General features: G+C 71.3%; 12 protein-coding genes and 1 pseudogene. 2 read left to right on the top strand and 11 right to left on the bottom strand.

Features of this window, described 5'->3' with window-relative positions; all coding sequences use genetic code 11:
- The first annotated feature begins 59 nt into the window (after window positions 1–59).
- A complete protein-coding gene (locus ACIBO8_RS27075; RefSeq protein ID WP_396118114.1) occupies window positions 60–686 on the top strand; it encodes an HAAS signaling domain-containing protein in 627 nt (208 codons plus the stop codon).
- Here the strand turns inward: ACIBO8_RS27075 and ACIBO8_RS27070 are convergent.
- The 9 genes from ACIBO8_RS27070 to ACIBO8_RS27030 form a co-directional block, all read right to left on the bottom strand.
- The gene (locus tag ACIBO8_RS27070) at window positions 680–1072 is read right to left on the bottom strand and encodes a hypothetical protein (RefSeq protein ID WP_396118113.1); all 393 of its coding nucleotides are present in this window, start codon (window positions 1070–1072) and stop codon (window positions 680–682) included. The two genes, ACIBO8_RS27075 and ACIBO8_RS27070, sit on opposite strands and share 7 nt — an antisense overlap.
- A gap of 37 nt (window positions 1073–1109) precedes the next feature.
- Window positions 1110–2303 carry an ROK family protein gene (locus ACIBO8_RS27065; protein ID WP_396118222.1) on the bottom strand — a complete coding sequence of 398 codons (1194 nt, stop codon included), beginning with the start codon at window positions 2301–2303 and terminating at the stop codon, window positions 1110–1112.
- A gap of 103 nt (window positions 2304–2406) precedes the next feature.
- Complete coding sequence (locus ACIBO8_RS27060) at window positions 2407–3510, bottom strand: substrate-binding domain-containing protein (RefSeq protein WP_396118112.1); 1104 nt, start codon at window positions 3508–3510, stop codon at window positions 2407–2409.
- Between the two features lie 59 nt (window positions 3511–3569).
- Window positions 3570–4895, bottom strand: coding sequence for a multiple monosaccharide ABC transporter permease (gene mmsB, locus ACIBO8_RS27055; protein WP_396118111.1), 1326 nt, complete (start codon window positions 4893–4895; stop codon window positions 3570–3572).
- Window positions 4892–6442 carry a multiple monosaccharide ABC transporter ATP-binding protein gene (gene mmsA / locus ACIBO8_RS27050; protein ID WP_396118110.1) on the bottom strand — a complete coding sequence of 517 codons (1551 nt, stop codon included), beginning with the start codon at window positions 6440–6442 and terminating at the stop codon, window positions 4892–4894. The genes mmsB and mmsA overlap by 4 nt, the downstream gene beginning before the upstream one ends.
- A gap of 184 nt (window positions 6443–6626) precedes the next feature.
- Window positions 6627–8801, bottom strand: coding sequence for an MMPL family transporter (locus ACIBO8_RS27045; RefSeq protein WP_396118109.1), 2175 nt, complete (start codon window positions 8799–8801; stop codon window positions 6627–6629).
- An 8-nt stretch (window positions 8802–8809) separates the two neighbouring features.
- Window positions 8810–9352 carry a TetR/AcrR family transcriptional regulator gene (locus ACIBO8_RS27040; protein WP_396118108.1) on the bottom strand — a complete coding sequence of 181 codons (543 nt, stop codon included), beginning with the start codon at window positions 9350–9352 and terminating at the stop codon, window positions 8810–8812.
- 45 nt (window positions 9353–9397) lie between these two features.
- Window positions 9398–10312, bottom strand: coding sequence for a phosphatase PAP2 family protein (locus ACIBO8_RS27035; RefSeq protein ID WP_396118107.1), 915 nt, complete (start codon window positions 10310–10312; stop codon window positions 9398–9400).
- 131 nt (window positions 10313–10443) lie between these two features.
- Complete coding sequence (locus ACIBO8_RS27030; protein ID WP_396118106.1) at window positions 10444–10851, bottom strand: MarR family winged helix-turn-helix transcriptional regulator; 408 nt, start codon at window positions 10849–10851, stop codon at window positions 10444–10446.
- A gap of 77 nt (window positions 10852–10928) precedes the next feature.
- On the opposite strand from ACIBO8_RS27030, the gene ACIBO8_RS27025 reads away from it, so the two are divergent.
- Window positions 10929–12680, top strand: coding sequence for an ABC transporter ATP-binding protein (locus ACIBO8_RS27025; protein WP_396118105.1), 1752 nt, complete (start codon window positions 10929–10931; stop codon window positions 12678–12680).
- 21 nt (window positions 12681–12701) lie between these two features.
- On the opposite strand, the pseudogene ACIBO8_RS27020 reads toward ACIBO8_RS27025, so the two are convergent.
- Both ACIBO8_RS27020 and ACIBO8_RS27015 read right to left on the bottom strand, forming a co-directional pair.
- Window positions 12702–13277: pseudogene (locus ACIBO8_RS27020) on the bottom strand (phosphatase PAP2 family protein); the annotation flags it as partial.
- Between the two features lie 431 nt (window positions 13278–13708).
- The gene (locus ACIBO8_RS27015) at window positions 13709–15070 is read right to left on the bottom strand and encodes an NAD(P)/FAD-dependent oxidoreductase (protein ID WP_396118104.1); all 1362 of its coding nucleotides are present in this window, start codon (window positions 15068–15070) and stop codon (window positions 13709–13711) included.
- Between the last annotated feature and the right edge of the window lie 103 nt (window positions 15071–15173).

Raw genomic sequence — 15173 nt, 5'->3', positions numbered from 1 at the left:
CCGGTACGGGTACGGCGATGCTGGCTGCACCGTGCCGGCCGAGCTCTCAGGGGGAAACGATGACGTCCGGGCCGTACACTTCCGACGCCACACCGCTGGCGCACACGGACGCGCTCGTCCTCGACTACCTCGCGGCGCTCTGGGCGGCCACCGAGGACCTCGACCCGGACCTGCGCGACGAGCTGATGACCACCGTCGCCGACTACATCGCCCTGCGCCGCTCGGCGGGTGGCACGCCGGCCGAGGATCCCGCTCAGATCCTGCGCCGGCTCGGGTCACCGGAGTCGCTCGCGGCCGCGGCACGGCGCGGCCGGATGCCCGCCCATCTGCGGCGACCCGTCCCGGCGCCCGCCGTGCCGACGGCGCCCTCCGCCGGCGCCGAGTACGCCGGCCTCGCCCTGCTGACCGCCGGGGCGATCGTGCTGCCGGTGCTGGGCCCGTTCGCCGGGATGCTGCTGATCTCCGGATCGCCCCGGTGGAGCGCCCCGCACAAGACGGCCGCGTGGGTGCTGGCGGCCGGTCCGGCGCTGCTCGGTTTCGCCCTGGTGGTGCTGGGCGTCCTGTTCGGCGGGGGCCCGGACTCGCTCGTGGTGGCGTACCTGATGATGCTCGCCGGGGGTTTCGTCGCCGCGCTGACGCTCCTGCCGGGTCTCACCGCCCGCCGGCACTACCCGCAGGGTTACTGAGGTCCGCGCAGGGCGGCGCGCGCCAGCATGGCGATCGACAGCGCCGCGTGGGCGGTGAGGACACCGAGCAACGGGTACGTCCCCGACAGGAAGCCCACGGCGAGCGCCCCCACGACCCCGGCCGTCACCGCCAGCCCGCCGCCGACCAGGGCCTGGGTGAGGCCGTGGACCCCGCGGGCCACCGCGGCGAACCCGGCCACCGCCGCCAGGAAGGCGACGAGCAGCGCGACCTGACTGCCCGGCGTGCCGAAGACCGCCTCCCGGCCGACCTGCGGCAGGCCGGAGCAGAGCGCGGCCACCACGGGAAGCTCGGCCAGCGGGGGCAGCAGCCAGGGCAGCTGCGCCGCCCAGCGCCCACCCGCCGTGCCGGCCGGGGATTCCACCATGCTCGCCTCCGTCGTCGTCCCGGTGCCCAGTCTCCTCCTACCCGGCAACACCGCCGTTGAGCGGGTCGGTGAGCAGATTCTCGAACGCGATCTCCGCCGCGCCGATCAGGGGCGCGTCCGGGCCGAGGGCTCCGGGGCGCAGCTGCAGGTGCTCGCGGGACGCGGGCAGGGCCATGGCGTCGAGCCGCCGGCGTACGGTCGGGGCGCCCGCCGCGTACACCTCGCGCAGGGTTCCCCCGAAGACCACGACGTCCGGGTTGAAGACGTTGACGAGGTTGGCCACGCCGAAGCCCAGCCAGTCCGCGACCCCGCGCAGGGCGCTGCGCGCGACGGTGTCGCCCATCGCGGCCGCGCGCAGCACCGTCAGCAGGTCCGTGCCGGCCGGGGCCCCGGCACGGCGCAGCAGGGCCGCCACCCCGGCCTCGGTCTCCCAGCAGCCCCGGGAGCCGCAGTCGCACCGGTGGCCGTGCGGGTTGACCACCATGTGCCCCACCTTGCCGCTGCGTCCGCCGTGGCCGGTCACCAGGCGGCCACCGGTCACGATGCCGGCGGTGATGCCCGGGTCGCCGTGCAGGTAGACGAGGTCGTCGATACCGGCCGCGACGCCACGGGTGTGCTCGGCCAGGGCGGCGAGGTCGGCCAGGTCGCCGGTCACGAAGCCCGGGGCCGGCGCGCCGAGGACGGAGCCGAGGGCGGCGGGGATCGTCTCGTCGGCGCCGCGGGTGGAGTCGGCGACCGCGACGGCGCCGCCGGCACACACCGTGTCCGCGCCCGGATCCTGCTCCATCGCCCGGATGAGGCGGGCGAGGTCGCCGACGGTGTCGGGCAGCGCGGCGCCCGGCACGCGGGAGGCCTCGCGCCGGTCGAGGATGTGGCCGCCGAGGCCGACGCGGGCGGCGCGCAGCCGCCCCGGCTCGATGCTGACCGCGTGCGCGTAGACCCGCTCCGAGCGGGGGCTGACCACCAGCGACGGCCGCCCGGCCCGGCCGGCGGTGGCCGGCACCTCCTCGGTGACCAGCCCGGCGGTGACGAGGTCGGCGGCCAGCGCGCCGATGGTGCTGCGGTTGAGGCCGAGCCGGCTGGTCAGCTCGGCTCGGGAGGTGGGTCCGTGCACGTGGACGTAGCGCAGGACGGCGCCGAGGTTCTGCCGGCGGATCTCCTCCTGCCCGGCGCCCGGGGACGGCGAGGCGGGCGGCTGCCGGTCGGGCGGCTCGGCGGGTCCGGCGCGCAGGCCGCGCCGCAACGGTGCGACCACGACAGGCTCCTTGGTGGATGGGCGCAGACGGCGAAGGGTCCCCGGAAGCGACGCTCCGGGGACCCAAGGCCGTGCAGACTTACTTGGTGAGCGGCGCGAGCTTCGGGTCGTTCGCGTACGCCTCGGCGGCGTTGTCCTTGGTCACGGCGACCGGCGGCAGCAGGAACGTCGGGACGACCTTGGAGCCGTTGTTGTAGGACTTGGTGTCGTTGATCTGCGGGTCCTGACCGGCCTGGAGCGACTTGACCATGTTGATGGTCTCCTTCACCAGGTTCCGGGTGTCCTTGTTGATCGTCATGTACTGCTCGCCCTGCATGATCGACTTGACCGACTCGACCTCGGAGTCCTGACCGGTCACGACCGGGACGGGCTTGTTGCGGCTCTTGATCGACTGGATGATCGCGCGGGCCAGGGTGTCGTTCGGCGACAGGACGCCGTCGAGCTCCTTGCTGCCGTAGGTCGAGGTCAGCAGCTGGTCCATGCGGGCCTGTGCGCCCTCGGCCTTCCAGCCCTGGATGGCGGTCTGCTTGACGTCGGTCTGCTTCGAGCCGACGACGACGTCGCCCTTGTCGATCTCCGGCTGCAGCACGGACATCGCGCCCTTGAAGAAGACACCGGCGTTGTTGTCGTCCGGCGAGCCGGAGAACAGCTCGATGGTGTACGGGCCCTTCGGCTTCTTCTTCTTCATGCCGTCCAGCAGGGCCTGGCCCTGGAGCTGACCGACCTTGTAGTTGTCGAACGCGACGTAGTAGTCGAGGTCCGGCGTGTTGAGGATCAGGCGGTCGTACGCGATGACCTTCGCGCCGGCCTTGTGCGCCGCGGCGACCTGGGTCGACAGCTGGGCGGCGTCGGTCGCGCCGATGACGATGACCTTGGCACCCTTGGTGGTCATGGCGGTGATCTGAGCCTGCTGGTCGGCGACCGTGGTGGACGCGCCGGCGTACTGCACGTCGCTCTGGAAGCCGGCCTCCTTCAGGCCGTTGGTGAACAGGTCACCGGCGAGGACCCAGTTCTCCGAGGTCTTCGCGGGCAGCGCCACACCGATGAGGGAGTTGGCGGCGAAGCCCTTGGTCGAGCCGCCGGTCGAGCCGCTCTCGTTGTCGTCGCGGCCGGAGCCGCAGGCCGTCAGGGCCAGCATCGCGATGGCGCCGACCGCCACCGACTTGCCGAAGAAGTTGCGCATGGGGGGTTGTAGCCCTTCTTTTGTGGAGGTGTAGCGGGTGAGAGGGGGTCGGTGGGCCGTCAGCCGGCCACCGTCGTCGTAGCGGGCTGGCTGCCCGCTTCGGACGATGAAGCCGGCAGGGACGTGTCCTCCCGGCGGAACGGGCGAGTGATGCTCCCGATGATCGAGAACCGGCCCTGGCTCTTGTTGTAGACGTCCAGGGCGACGGCGAGCAGCAGGACCAGGCCCTTGATGATCTGGACCCGGTCGGTGCCGACGCCGAGCAGCTGCAGGCCGTTGTTGAGCACGGCCATGACCAGACCACCGACGATGGAGCCGGAGATCGTGCCGATACCACCGGAGACCGCCGCGCCGCCGATGAAGACGGCCGCGATCGCGTCGAGCTCCCAGTTGAGGCCGTCCTGCGGGCCGGAGGCCCCGGAGCGGGCCACGAAGATCATGCCGGCCAGCGCGGCCAGGATCGACATGTTCATCATGACGAAGAAGTTGACCCGCCGGAGCTTCACGCCGGAGAGCTCGGCCGCCCGGGAGTTGCCGCCGACCGCGTAGATGTGCCGGCCGCCCGCGGTGTTGCGGGTGTAGAAGCCGTACACGATCACCAGCACGACCAGGATCAGGCCGGAGATGGGGAAGCTGGTGCCGACCCGGCCGCCGCCGAACCGCAGGGTGAGGAAGATCAGGACGCCGACCATGATGGCCATGCGGATGACCGACACCCACATCGGCGCCGGCTCGGCGTTCATCTCCTTGCGGGTACGCCGGGCCTGCAGCTCCCGCCAGACCACGGCGACGCACGCGGCGAGGCCCAGCAGCAGGGTCAGGTTGTTGTAGCCGGTGTCCGGGCCGATCTCCGGCAGGAAGCCGCCGCCCATCTTCTGGAAGCCCTCGGGCACCGGGATCGTGTCGGCGTTGCCGACGAACTGGTTGGCGCCGCGGAACAGCAGCATGCCGGCCAGCGTCACGATGAACGCCGGGACGCCGACGTACGCGACCCAGAAGCCCTGCCAGGCGCCGATGGCGGCACCGATGCCGAGGCCGAAGAGGATCGCCACCGGCCAGGGCAGCGACCAGTCCGCCATGGACTTGGCCACGAGGATGCCGACGAAGGCGGCGACCGAGCCGACCGACAGGTCGATGTGGCCGGCCACGATCACCATCAGCATGCCGATGGCGAGGATCAGGATGTAGGAGTTCTGCTGGAACAGCGCGATGAGGTTGTCCGGCCGCAGGGTCAGGCCGTCGCCGAAGCCGACCCCGAGGTCGCGCGCGGTCAGGAACTGGAACAGCAGGACGATCGCCACGAGGGTGAAGATCATCCCGAACTGGCGGGCGTTGGAGGTCGTGCCTCCGAACAGGTTCTTCTGAAGGTCCTTGAATCGGCTCATCGGATCTGCATCTTCTTCGTCGAGGTCATCTGCTTCATGAGGTTCTCCGGGTCCGCGTCCTTGCGGGCGATGTCGCCCGTGATCTGGCCTTCGAACACGGTGTAGATGCGGTCGCAGAGCCCGATCAGTTCGGGCAGCTCCGAGGAGATGACGATGACGCCCTTACCCTGGCTGGCGAGCCGCTGGATGATGCCGTAGATCTCGTACTTCGCACCCACGTCGATGCCCCGGGTGGGCTCGTCGAGGATCAGCAGGTCGGGGTCCGTGAACATCCACTTCGCCAGGACGACCTTCTGCTGGTTGCCGCCGGAGAGCTTGGAGACGCCCTCGTCCACGGTGGGCGCCTTGGTCCGCAGCTCCTTGCGGTACGCCTCCGCGGCCTGGTACTCCGCGACCTCGTCGATCACGCCGCGCTTGGTGATCTTCGAGAGCTTGGCGGCGACCGTCGACGTCTTGATGTCGTCGAGCAGGTTGAGGCCGATCGCCTTGCGGTCCTCGCTCACGTACGCCAGGCCGTGGTGGATCGCGTCGGCGACCGACTTGAGCTGGATCTCCTCGCCGTCCTTGAAGATCTTGCCGCCGAGGTAGACCCCGTACGAGCGGCCGAAGATGCTCATCGCCAGCTCGGTGCGCCCGGCGCCCATGAGGCCCGCGAAGCCGACGATCTCGCCGCGGCGTACGTGGAAGCTCGAGCCCTTGCAGACCAGCCGCTCGGTGGAGATGGGGTGCCGGATCGTCCAGTCCCGCACCTCGAAGAAGGTCTCGCCGATCTTCGGGGTGTGGTCGGGGAAGCGGCTGCCCAGCTCCCGGCCGACCATGCCGCGCACGATCCGGTCCTCGTCGACGCCGTCCCGCTTGATGTTCAGCGTCTCGACCGTCTTGCCGTCGCGCAGAATGGTGATCTCGTCGGCGATCGCCTCGATCTCGTTGAGCTTGTGCGAGATCATGATCGAGGTGACCCCGCGCTCGCGGAAGCCGCGCAGCAGGTCGAGCAGGTGCTGGGAGTCGGCCTCGTTCAGCGCCGCGGTGGGCTCGTCGAGGATGAGCAGCTTGACGTCCTTGGCGAACGCCTTGGCGATCTCCACGAGCTGCTGCTTGCCGACGCCGATGTCCTTGATCAGCGTGTCCGGGTCCTCGCTGAGGCCGACCCGGGCCATCAGGTCCAGCGCCTGGCGCTGCGCCGCCTTCCAGTCGATCGCACCCCGCTTGCGCGGCTCGTTGCCGAGGAAGATGTTCTCGGTGATCGACATGTCGGGGATGAGCGCCAGCTCCTGGTGGATGATGACGATGCCCGCGTGCTCGCTCTGCCGGATGTCGGAAAAGCGCACCTCAGAGCCTTGGTAAACGATGTCACCCGAGTAGCTTCCGTGCGGGTAGACACCGCTGAGCACCTTCATCAGCGTGGACTTGCCGGCGCCGTTCTCGCCGCAGATGGCGTGGATCTCGCCGGCCCGGACCACCAGGTTGACGTCGGAGAGCGCCTTGACGCCGGGGAACTCCTTGGTGATGGAACGCATCTCCAGGAGGATGGGGGCGGATGTCGTCATCGCACGCACCACCTCGCGAACGTCATGGATGCCTCCGGAGGGGTCGGGTCTTCCGATGTTTTGTTGCCGACGGCAACCTATTCCCCTCTGAAGTTGGCTCGCAAGTCTCGAGATCCACCGGTCAGGTAACAATCCGGCAATGAAGAGGCGGGCTGCCGTAACGGCAGCCCGCCTCTTACGCGGTTCAGACGGTGACCGGAACCTTCTCGGATGCCTGGTCAAGCTGCTTTCTGAGCTTTTCACCCTCGATGTCGACGTTGGGCAGCAGCCGGTTCAGCCAGCCCGGCAGCCACCACGCTGAGCGACCGAGCAGGGAGATCACCGCCGGCACGACGGTCATCCGGACGACGAACGCGTCGATCGCGACGCCGACCGCGAGCGCGAAGCCCATGGACTTGATGACGGGATCGTCCAGCAGGACGAAGCCGGCGAAGACGGACGTCATGATGAGCGCGGCGGCCGTGACCACCCGGGCGCCGTGGCCCATGCCGCTGATCGTCGCCTCCTGCGGCCCCTCGCCGTGCACGAAGTCCTCGCGCATCCGCGACACCAGGAACACCTCGTAGTCCATCGCGAGGCCGAACAGGATGCCGATGAGCAGGATCGGCAGGAAGCTGATCAGCGGCCCCGGTGTGGAGAGCCCGACGAGGTTCGCCAGGTGCCCCTCCTGGAACACGAGCACGGTGATGCCGAAGGTCGCCCCGACGGTGAGCAGGAAGCCGAGCGCCGCCTTCAGCGGGACCAGCAGCGAGCGGAAGACGAGCATCAGCAGCAGGACCGACAGGCCGACGACCAGCAGCAGATAGACCGGCATGGCCGCGGAGAGCTTGTCGGACACGTCGATGCCGATCGCGGTCTGCCCGGTCAGCGCGACGTCGGCGCCGGGCAGGTCGCGGGTCCGCTCGCGGACCGTCTGGACGAGGGTCTCGGTGGCCTCGTCGGTGGGGCCGGTGGCCGGGATGATGCCGAGCAGGGCGGTCCGCTTGTCCTGGCTGAGGTTCGGCGGGGTGACCGCGAGCAGGTTCGGCGTACCCTTCAGCGCCTGGTCGACCTCGCCGACCGCGGCGGTGGTCCGCTGCGGGGAGTCGCTGGAGACGACCAGGGCGAGGCGGCCGGTGAAGCCCGGCCCGAAGCCCGCGGTGATGAGGTCGGCGGCCTCGCGTGCCGGCGTGCCCTCGGCGGCCGTGCTCGCGTCCGGCAGCGCGACCCGCATGCCGGCCGCGGGCAGCGCCAGCGCGCCCAGGCCGAGGATGCCGACCAGGATCACGGGTACGCGCAGCCGCGTCACGATCCGCGCCCAGCGGAAGCCGAAGCCCTCCTTCTGCGCGGTGTGCCCGGCCCGGCCGTTGCGCAGCCGCCGGGGCAGCACCTTCGCGCCGGCGAAACCGAGCAGCGCGGGCAGCAGGGTGACCGCCACCAGCACCGCCACGGCGACCGTACCGGCCGCGGCCAGGCCCATCACGGTGAGGAACGGGATGTCGACGACCGTCAGCCCGGCGAGCGCGATGATCACCGTGACACCGGCGAAGACGACGGCGGAACCGGCCGTACCGACCGCCCGCGCGGCGGCCTCCTCCGGCTCGATGCCCTCCACCAGGTGCTGACGGTGGCGGGAGGTGATGAACAGCGAATAGTCGATGCCGACCGCGAGGCCGAGCATCAGTGCCAGCACCGGGGCGGTGCTGGTGAGCGAGACGACGCTGCTGAGGGCGTACAGGCCGGCCATGCCGGCGCCGACGCCGATGAGCGCGTTGACCATCGTCATCCCGGCCGCCACCAGGGAGCCGAACGTGACGACGAGGACCACGAGCGCGATGATCACGCCGATGGACTCCGTGCCGCCGACCTCCGGCTCCGCGTTCATCACCTCACCGCCGTGCTCGACACGCAGCCCGGCGGCCTCGGCGGCGGCGCCGCTGTGCTCGTACGCAGTGCGCTGGTCCTTGGTGACCTTGTCCGCGCGCTCGGCGAACTGGACCTGGACCAGTGCGTAACGACCGTCGCGGGACAGCGCCTGCACCTGGAACGGGTCGACCGCCCCGATCACGCCGGGCAGGGTCGCGGCCTCCTTGACCACGCCCTGCACGGCGCCCTTCAGCTGCGGCTCCGCGAGCGTGCGGCCCGGCGGCGCCGCCACCACGATGGTGCCGGTCGCGCCGCTCGCCTCCGGGAATTCCTGCCGCAGGGCGTCGATCGCCCGCTGCGACTCGGTGCCCGGCATGGTGAAGTCGCTCGAGGTCGGCCCCTTGAACGCGAGCGCCGCCCCGCCGAGCGCGGCCAGCAGCACCAGCCACAGGACGATCACCGTCCTGCGGTGGCGGAACGAGACCCGGCCGAGCCGGTACAGCAGGGTTGCCATGTCAGTCCTTAGTGGTCGGGCGAGGTGATCAGGGCACGCCGGGCGACGCCCACGAGGGCCGGCCGGAGCTCGGCCGGGTCGCGCTCCTCCTCGATGGCGATGGAGACGATCCCGGCGAGCACCACCTCGGCCGCGATGCACGCGGCGGTGTCGGTGGAGCGCCCGGCGAACGCGGCGCAGAGGGCGTCGGTGAGCGGCAGCAGGTCGGCGAAGGCCGGCTCCTGGAGGAACTGCGGGATGCCGCCGTAGATGAGCTTGGCCTCCCGCCGGTGCCGCAGGACCAGGTCGACGAACCCGTCGATGGCGGCCGACTGGGCGGCCGCGTCGTCGAGCGGCGCGAGGCGTGCCATCAGGTCGGCGAGCTCCTGCGCGGCCGGCGCGGTGAGCGTGGCCAGGATCGCGTCCTTGCTGGCGAAGTGGTACAGCAGCGTGGCCTTGGAACAGCCCACCGCGGCGGCGATGTCCTGCAGTGAGGTGCCTTTGTAGCCGAAATGGGCGAACTGCTCGGCGGCGACGCGGAGAATCTCGTCGCGGGTGCTGACGCGTGCCATGGGAACCAGCATGCCTGACCGATCGGTCAGAGGCTGGCCGATCGGTCAGGAAAGTGGCTCACCTAACACGGAGATCGAATGCTGCTCCACAGCCGGGCGGCGCGGGGAAGGCACGAGATCCACGCCGGATCGTGGCTGTTCCAGCACCCAGGAGGCACGCGCGCCGCTGCGGGGACGCGGGATCTCGGCCACCGGCGCCGGCGCCGACGGGGCCGGTGCCGGGGCGACCTGCGGCCCGGGCAGGACCACCAGCACCACGGTCAGCAGCGTGACCGCGACGATCGCGTCCAGCCAGTAGTGGTTGCCGGTCGCCACGACGACGAGCAGGGTGATCAGCGGGTGGGCCAGCCAGAGCCAGCGCCGCCGCCCGGTGGTCGCCGCGATGAGGGCGATCGCCACGGCGAGGGCCCAGCCGACGTGCAGGGACGGCATGGCCGCGTACTGGTTGCTCACCGTGTCGGTGGCCGGCGCGCCGTAGACCGACGGCCCGTACGTGCGGCCGGTGTCGAGCAGGCCGGCGATCGCCGCCATCCGGGGCGGGGCGAGCGGCACGACGAGGTGCACGGCGAGGGCGATGGCGGTGAGGCAGGCGAGCGTACGGCGCATCCACCGGTACACGGCGGGGCGGCGGACGTACAGCCAGACCAGCGCGAGAGCGGTGGCCGGGAAGTGGACGTACGCGTAGTAGCAGTTGGCCGCCCGGACCAGGAACCGATGGTCGATCATCGCGCCCTGCACCACCGACTCGGCCGGCAGGTGCAGCGCCCGCTCGAGGTTCCAGATCCGCGTGGCGTTGGCCATCGCCTCGCCCACGTGCCCGGTCGCCAGCATGCGACCGGCCTCGTACGCGATGAAGAGACCCGCCACCAGAAGCAGTTCGCGCACCGCGGCGCGCGCGGCGAGCCGGCGACCCGCGCCGGCGTGTTCTGCCACCGCCACGGTGGCCCCCCGTTCTGGCACCGGACGCCCCGTCCTCGGCACGACGACGGGCGGCGCTGAGGGAGATCTTGGACCCCCGGCCATCCGCGCGTCACGCCCCGGACGCCCGGATGTGACCAGTCGCTCACCCTGTCCGGGGATGCGGTAGAACGTCAATCCCGCAGTTTGCGCAGGATGCGGGTCAGTTCGGCCCGGTCCGCGGCGCTCAGCGCACCGAAGAACCGTTCGGTCTCCGCCTTGCGCGCGGCTTTGATGCGGTCCCCGGTCGCGCGGCCCGCCTCGGTCAGCGCCACGAGCGTCGCCCGGCGGTCGGCCGGGTCGGCCCCCCGCTCCACGAGTCCCCGGTGTTCCAGGTCGTCGACCACCTCGGTCGCGGAGCGCGCCGCGATGCGCAGGTGCTCCGCCAGCGCGCCCGGCCGCAGCGGGCCGTGGCGCAGCAGCACCGCGAGGGCGCGGCCGTGGGACGGGGAGATGTTGAGCGGCTCGAGGGTCTCGCGGTTGAGGTGCCGCAGGCGCCGGGCGACGGCCCAGAAGAGCTCCGAGAGGGTGCTGTCCTCCACGGGAATACCGTACCAGCGGTTGCGGTTGTTCCCTCATGTTGAGGTAACCTCAGCAAAGCTCCGGAAGAAGGACGCACTTGGAATCCGCTGACAAAGCCCGGGCGAGCGACGTCTCGCTCCGCCGGATCGGCCGGCTGTTCACCGCCCACCGAGGGCAGCTCGCCCTCGTCGTCGCCATCATCGTCGCCTCGTCGGTGATCTCGATGGCCTCCCCGTTCCTGCTGCGCGCGGTCATCGACGTCGCGCTCCCCCACCAGAACCTCACGCTGCTCGCCTGGCTGGTCGCCGGCATGGTCGCCGTCGCCGCCCTGACCTCCGCGCTCGGCGTGGTCCAGACGTGGATCTCGACCACCGTCGGCCAGCGGGTCATGCACCGGCTGCGCACCGACGTGTTCCGCCACCTGCACCGGCAGTCCGTCGGGTTCTTCACCCGTACGCGCACCGGCGAGGTGCAGTCGCGCATCACCAACGACATCGGCGGCATGCAGTCCGTCGTCACCTCGACCGCCACCTCGGTCGCCTCCAACCTCACCACCGCCGTGGCGACCGCGGTGGCCATGGCCGCCCTCTCCTGGCAGCTGTCGCTGGTGTCGCTCGTCGTGCTGCCGCCGGCGATCTACCTGACCCGACGGGTCGCCCGCATGCGCCGCAGGATCACCGCGGAGCGCCAGCGGGAGCTCGCCGACCTCAACGTCATCGTCGAGGAGGGCCTGTCCATCAGCGGCGTGCTGCTCAGCAAGACCATGGGTACGGGCCCCGCCCTCGTCGAGCGCTTCACCGCGTCCTCGGCGCGGCTGATCGACCTCGAACTGCGCTCGGAGCTCGCCGGCCGGTGGCGGATGGCGTCGATGAGCATCCTGTTCGCCGCGATCCCCGCGGTCATCTACCTCAGCGCGGGCCTGCCGTTCACCGCCGGCACGCTCAGCATCGGCACCCTCGTCGCGTTCACCGCGCTGCAGTCCGGCATCTTCCGCCCGCTGATGGGCCTGCTCGGTGTCGGCGTCTCGCTGACCAGCTCCCTGGCCCTGTTCGCACGCATCTTCGAGTACCTCGACCTCCCCGTGGAGGTGGACGACCCCGAGCACCCTGTCGCCGTCGACCCGGCCCGGGTCCGCGGGCACCTGCGCTTCGAGGACGTCACGTACGCGTATCCGGGCAGCGGGACCGCCGCGGTCGCCGGGGTGACCCTCGACGTTCCGGCCGGCAGCTCCCTGGCACTGGTCGGCGAGACCGGCTCGGGCAAGAGCACCCTGGCCGCCCTCGTCGCCCGGCTGCACGACCCGGACGCCGGCCGCGTCACCGTCGACGGCGTGGACCTGCGCGACATGCGCCTGGCCGACCTCGCCCGGATCGTCGGCGTCGTCAGCCAGGAGACCTACCTGCTGCACACCACCGTGCGCGAGAACCTGCGGTACGCCCGCCCCGGGGCCACCGACGAGCAGATCGAGCAGGCCGCCCGCGCCGCGCAGGTGCACGACCTGATCAGCGCCCTGCCGGACGGCTACGACACCGTCGTCGGCTCACGGGGACACCGGTTCTCCGGCGGCGAGAAGCAGCGCATCGCCATCGCCCGGACGCTGCTGCGGGATCCGCGCATCCTGGTGCTCGACGAAGCGACCAGCGCCCTGGACACGGAGACCGAGCGTGCCGTGCAGCGCGCCTTCGACGAGCTGGCGCGGGGGCGCACCACGATCACCGTCGCCCACCGGCTGTCGACCGTACGCGGCGCCGACCGGATCGCGGTGGTCGACCACGGCCGGATCCTCGAGTCCGGCACCCACGACGACCTGCTCTCCGAGGGCGGCCGGTACGCGGCGCTGGCGGCGTGAGGCGACCAGCATGCCGACGGTGACCACGGCCACGCCGGCGACCGCGTCCAGCACCCAGTGGTTCGCGGTGCCGACCACCACGACCGCGGTGATCGCGGCGTAGAGGCCGCCGGCGAGGCGCAGCAGCGGGCCCCGCATCACCCAGGCGACCCAGAAGGCCCAGCCCACGTGCAGCGACGGCATCGCCGCGAGCTCGTTCGTGAGGTGGCCGAGCCCGGCCGGTGCCGACGCGTGGCCGGACCACCAGCCGAGGTCGGCGGTGCTCGCCAGGGTGTCGACGTAGCCGGTCGGCATCAGCCGCGGCGGCGCGGTCGGCATCAGGACGTAGCCGGCCAGGCCGATCGCGGAGGCGAGCACCAGCCCGTTGCGAGCCGCCGGATAGCGCTCCGGCCGGCGCCGGTAGAGCCACACCAGCACCAGCGGCGTCACCAGGTAGTGCAGCGCGGCGTACCAGAAGGACATGGCGGCCGCGGCCCAGGGCGCGGCCGCCACCGCGTGGTTGAGACCGGCCTCCAGGTCGAGGCCCACCAACCGCTCGGCGGCCAGCAGGGCCGCGGCGCGGTCCTGCGCCGCCCCGAGGTGCGGATCGGCGAGCATCCGAGCCGCGCTGTACGCCCCGAAGAGCCCCAGCAGCAGCCCTGCCTCGCGCCATCCTCGTCGTGACACGTTTCCTCCCCCGTCGGCGAATCGAGGGAATCCTGGCGTGTACGGCCCCTTGCGCGAATCTGGCGCTCGGCTGAATCAGATCTTTCCCGGCCTCCGCCTTTCGGCCGGTGCGCTCGACTGATCGTGACGGGACGGTCACAGCTGATCCGCATGAAGCGCTCAGTGCCGTGACAGAGCGTGGCCCGGCCATCCGTTCATGACGATGATGACCACCGCCGCTCCCGACGGCCGGGCCGGGCAGAGCGTCACCGCCGCCGAGCTGGGCGGCCACCTGCCCGGCGGCACCGCCGTGGTGGCGCTGGGCGTGGCCCTCCCTGCGCCGCAAGCGGGGCGCCGACGTCCGGGCGACCGGGACGGGCTGGCTACTTCCGGCCGTCTGAGCCGGCCGCCACCCTCCGGCGCTCGAACGGGTCGCCGTACTCGCGGACCGCGGCCCGGGCGTACGCCTGCTGGAAGGTCGCCACCCGCTCGGATCGTCCCCGGCCCAGGAAGCTGACGAACCAGTGCAGCACGGCGGTGACCCTGTTCTTGAAACCGACCAGGTAGAGCAGGTGGACGGCGAGCCACATCAGCCAGCCGAGGAAGCCGGACACGTGCACCTTGCCGACGCTGGCGACCGCGTGGAAGCGCGAGATGGTCGCCATGCTGCCCTTGTCGAAGTACGAGAACTTCTGGCCGGTCTCCTTGCCGGCCAGCCGCCGCTTGATCTGGCCGGCGGCGTGCCGTCCGCTCTGGATCGCGACCTGCGCGACGCCCGGCAGGTCGTCCAGCGCCATCATGTCGCCCACCGCGAAGATCTCCGGGTGCCCGGGCAGGGTGCAGTCCGGCGCCACCTTGATCCGGCCGGCCCGGTCGGTCGCCACGCCGGTCGCCTCCGCCAGCTTGCGGGCCAGCGGCGGGGCGGCGACACCGGCCGCCCACATCTTCGTCATCGACTCGATGCGCTCGTGCCCGCGCGGGCTCTCGACCTCGATGCCGGTCGCGTCCACGCCGACCACCTTGGTCTCCAGCTCCACCTCGACGCCGAGCAGGTGCAGCTGGCGCAGCGCGCGGGTGGAGAGCCGGTCGCCGAAGGTCTTCAGCACGGCGTCCACCGCGTCGACGAGGATGATCCGGGCCTTCCTCGGATCGATGTGCTTGTACTGGCCCGGCAGATTGCGGTGGGCCAGCTCGGCGATCTGGCCCGCCATCTCGACGCCGGTCGGGCCGGCGCCGACGACCACGAAGGTCATCCAGCGCTCCCGCTCGGCCGGATCCTCCTGCAGGTCGGCCAGCTCGAACGCGCCGAAGATGCGGGCGCGCAGCTCCAGCGCGTCGTCGATGCTCTTCATGCCGGGGGCGTAGTCGGCGAACTGGTCGTTGCCGAAGTACGACTGGGAGGCGCCAGCGCCGACGATCAGCGTGTCGTAGTCGACGGTGTAGTGGATGCCGGGCGCCTCGACGGAGACCTTCTTCGCCTCGACGTCGACGTCGGTGACCCAGCCGAGCTTGACGTCGACGTTGTCCTGGCGCTTGAGGATCTCGCGGATCGGCGGCGCGATCTCGCCCTCGGACAGGATGCCGGTCGCCACCTGGTAGAGCAGCGGCTGGAACAGGTGATAGGCCGTGCCGTTGATGAGCGTGATGTCGACGTCGGCCTTGCGCAGCGCCTTGGCGGCGAAGAGGCCGCCGAAGCCGGCTCCGACGATCACCACGCGGTGCCTGCGAGCAGTGCTTCCAGCCATTTTTCCGCCGCCTCCGCTGGTCGGTTCGTCCTCCGCGTACGGTATCAACGCGCTGATGCCCCCGTGCCTTGCCCGTTTTCCCGGCGCAAGGATCGTGTGAGCA

This window comes from Actinoplanes sp. NPDC049681, from assembly GCF_044465265.1.
In the GTDB taxonomy this organism is placed as follows: domain Bacteria; phylum Actinomycetota; class Actinomycetes; order Mycobacteriales; family Micromonosporaceae; genus Actinoplanes.
Note: the sequence above shows the minus strand (reverse complement) of the source record. Positions and strands in the feature narration are given on the sequence as shown.